Here is a 2,512-nt window from a genome sequence, read left to right on the forward strand (position 1 = left end):
CGTCCACGCTGACGCGATCACCATCGCAGGCATTGATGCTGCAGCCAACGCGGTCGCCGACTCCGAGGACCTGAAGGACTCGATGCCCGACGCGTCGGCCAACCAGCGCCGGGTCGCGGCCGTCGCGCGGCTGATGAACCCGGCCGCGCACCTCGACCCAACGGTGGGGCCGGTGAAGGTGCGGGTGAAGGTCTACCTGCACCTGTACGGCGACTCGCCCATCGCCCGCCTGGAGGGCCACGGCCCGGTCACCACCGACTGGGTCCGCCACCAGGTGGCCCGGCTGGGCCTGGGTGGCAACGTGCGGGTGGCACCGGTGATCGACCTGAACAACCAGGCGCCCGTTGATGCGTACGAGATCCCGTCCCGGATGCGTGAGGCAGTGCACCTGATCCATCCTGGTGACGTGTTCCCCTACGCGGCCAACACCAGTCGGCGGATGGATCTGGACCACGCCGTGCCCTATTCCGAGGGCGGAGAGACCGGTGTGGGGAACCTCGGCCCAATGACCAGGACCCATCACCGGATCAAGACGCATGCGGGGTGGGAGGTACGACAACCCTTCCCCGGGATCGTGATCTGGCGAGATCCCCACGGGGCGCACTACCTGGTCGATCAGACCGGAACACGGAGAGTCACCGGCACCACCGGCGACCAGACCCCCACGCCCGCAGAACTCCACTTCACCCAGAGGCTCATCAACTACCTCGCCGCCTGAGACCCCGGCGAAGGCCGTCGGGTCAGCGGCGAACCCTGCGCGCGACCTTCTTCAGGGCGGTCGTGCCCGCACCGACACCACGATGGATCACGCGATGCGGCTTGCGGTTCGCCAGATCGAGGACCGAGTCGGCGATGCCCCAGGTGAGCTTGCCCTCGGACAGCTCCACCAAGGTCTCCAGCGGAAGGCCAACCGTAAGGTCCTCCAGCTCCTGGCGCTCCTTCTCGGTGGCCACCGGCGGGAGCTGGCGCACGATCAACGCCTTGAACGCGCGCCCGGGAACGGTCGAGGACAGCTCGAGGACGGTGGACTTGCGGGTGAAGGGCCGGACGATCGTCGGCTGGTTCGGGTCGTGGGGCATGGGGTCTCCTGTCAGGGCATGGGCCGCGAAGCGGCACCGCGCAACGTACCGCGGATCTGCCCGCTCGGTGCGCTCACGAAGAAGTCGGAAGCGAGATTCCATGGCCCTCGAACTCGACCCGCGGATGAGTGGTGATTGGGTGCATCCACTGCCACTGGGTGACAGCAAACGCGTCGGGCCGGAGCGCCCCACCATGCTGCGAGAGCATGAGTGTCTGTTTCCCTCCTCAGGTTCCGATGGGCTGCAACACTGACGCGGTGGGTCACGAACACTCTTGGGCAGAGCGGCAAGGCATCGCACTTGGTGGACTCGTGGCGTGCGTCGCGTTCGTCGTTGGCGGTGGTCTCGGCTACTGGTTGGCGGAGGCGATCGGAGTGAACGGGCTCGTCGGGTATGTCCCTGGCGTTGTTCTCGGGTACCTGGCGTCACGCCAACTGCTTCGGTGGATCCTCGTTCGCCAAGGCGTGTAGGAACGCATTGTGCTGCCGTCTCTTTGACGAGGCGGGATGGAGTCAGTGCGAGGTGAGAGGCTCGGTGACTGCTGCCCGGACGGCCTCGACGAACAGGGGATGCGCGCGGGTGACGACAAGAACGCCAGCGCCGGCCAGTCCGACGACCCACCCCAGTCGTCTGTTGCTCGACCAGCGGTCGTGCACCGCGTGGGTGAAGGGAAGCGTCACGCGGTAGCGGCGGGCCTGCCGTTGTGGGTGAGGGCTACTCCCCGGTCGCCCCGTCAACGGACTCGCGCAGCAGGTCGGCATGGCCGTTGTGGCGTGCGTACTCCTCGATCAGGTGACACACGATCCAGCGCAGCGAGATCCGATTCCCGTCCTCCTCCTCGGCGGACAGGGTGGCCAGTCCATCAGGACCAGCCAGCGCATCGGCGATGACCCGGTCTGAGACGGCGATCGACTCGTCGAACCAGGCGAACAACTGGTCCGGTGCAGCACCGTCAGCAGAGGTGAACGACCAGTTCCGATCATCCTGGTCCAGGTCGTCGAACCAGGAGGGCTTGGCGACGCCACCTGCGAAGAACTGGTTGAGCCATCCCGCCTCGATCACCGCCAGATGCTTCAGGAGGCCGCCGAGGGTCATCGTCGTCGGCGCCAGGGAGGTCGAGAGCTGGGTGGGGGTCAAGCCTGCGCACTTCCAGCGCAGTGTGTCCCGCTGGTAGTTCAGGAACCCCAGCAGCGTCGCTGCTTCGTCGGATGCAAAGGGCGGGTCGGTGCGGTCCTCGGCGCGGAAGGTCGTCACCCGTCCGAGGGTACCCACGGCGGCGCCACCCTCGCCTAGATCCCGAGCAACGCGTCCAGCGCCCTGCAGCAGTGCGCCACATCCACCTCAAGCGGCACCCGGTCAGCCGGGTCCGAGCCGGACCAGAGCAGGGCGCGGTCTTCGACGTACGCCGTCCAGGCGTGCACCACGGGAGCCGC

At 67.4% G+C, this 2,512-nt stretch carries 3 protein-coding genes; 1 reads left to right on the forward strand and 2 read right to left on the reverse strand.

Translation table 11 applies throughout. The features are described from left to right. The coding region (locus tag ACOADB_RS20480; protein WP_378602771.1) for an HNH endonuclease signature motif containing protein at nucleotides 1-718 on the forward strand (718 nt) is incomplete at its 5' end. A 22-nt stretch (nucleotides 719-740) separates the two neighbouring features. Here the strand turns inward: ACOADB_RS20480 and ACOADB_RS20485 are convergent. Next, nucleotides 741-1,079 (reverse strand): hypothetical protein, encoded by a 339-nt coding sequence (locus ACOADB_RS20485; RefSeq protein ID WP_378602774.1) that lies wholly within the window; start codon nucleotides 1,077-1,079, stop codon nucleotides 741-743. A 714-nt stretch (nucleotides 1,080-1,793) separates the two neighbouring features. Next, nucleotides 1,794-2,333, reverse strand: a complete 540-nt coding sequence (locus tag ACOADB_RS20490; protein WP_378602777.1) for a DinB family protein — start codon at nucleotides 2,331-2,333, stop codon at nucleotides 1,794-1,796. Nucleotides 2,334-2,512 lie beyond the last annotated feature (179 nt).

The organism is Nocardioides sp. CPCC 206348 (assembly GCF_048654705.1).
In the GTDB taxonomy this organism is placed as follows: Bacteria; Actinomycetota; Actinomycetes; order Propionibacteriales; family Nocardioidaceae; genus Nocardioides.